This window comes from Neobacillus drentensis, from assembly GCF_036962765.1.
GTDB lineage: Bacteria > Bacillota > Bacilli > Bacillales > Cytobacillaceae > Neobacillus > Neobacillus drentensis_C.
In genome coordinates this window covers 1-802 of record NZ_JBALOS010000335.1, presented here as the reverse complement: position 1 = coordinate 802, position 802 = coordinate 1, and the positions used below count along the sequence as shown (strand labels likewise).

At 33.2% G+C, this 802-nt stretch carries 1 protein-coding gene; it reads left to right on the top strand.

Translation table 11 applies throughout. The features are described 5' to 3' along the window. Nucleotides 1-205: 205 nt before the first annotated feature. Nucleotides 206-802 (top strand): tyrosine-protein phosphatase (locus V7137_RS28740; RefSeq protein ID WP_335701224.1); only part of this gene is annotated, 597 nt, incomplete at its 3' end.

Sequence of the window (802 nt, the reverse complement as noted above, 5' to 3'; positions counted from 1 at the left end):
TGTAAGATTTACAATTAATTAACAAGATAAATACACTTAATTAATAAAAGATAACTATAATTCAAAGTATGTTTACTAGCAGTAAATACATAGTTATACCATGTAAATAGATTAGGGGGGCAACCAACCAATAGGAATCTTAACAAAATTTAATGAACTGATGTCATTTACTAAGACTAATCAGGACACGGAGGAGAAATTAGGTATGAAGATAAAGGAGAACCAAACATTAGAATGTAGAACAAATTTTCGACCGATAGCGAGTTATCGAACAAAGGATGGACGAAAAATCATTGAGAACCGACTTTTTCGTTCAGGAGAACTAGCTCAATTTAATGAAGAGGATCTACATTTTGTCCAATCTCTTGGGTTAAGTTACATTATAGATTTTCGTTCTGAAAAGGAAAGAGATGCAAAACCGAACCCCATTATTAAAAATACTAAGTACGTCAACATACAAGCTATTGGGGGGTCTATGAATCAAGATGAAATGATGATTGCCCTTAAGAAATTATTAGAATCTAGTCAATCAGGAGGTTTATTAGAAAACGTCAACCGTAATTTTATAAGAGATACTACTTCTAAGAAGGCTTTTAGACAATTTATTGATTTGGCCATTGAGGCTGATGGGCACCCATTTCTGTGGCATTGTACTGCAGGTAAAGATCGAACTGGCTTTGCTGCAGCTATCCTATTAATAATACTTGGAGTACCCATGAAGCAAATTTTTGAGGATTATTTACAAAGCAATAACAATCGAATCGAAGAGAACAATAAAATACTGGAAATAATGAATACGATG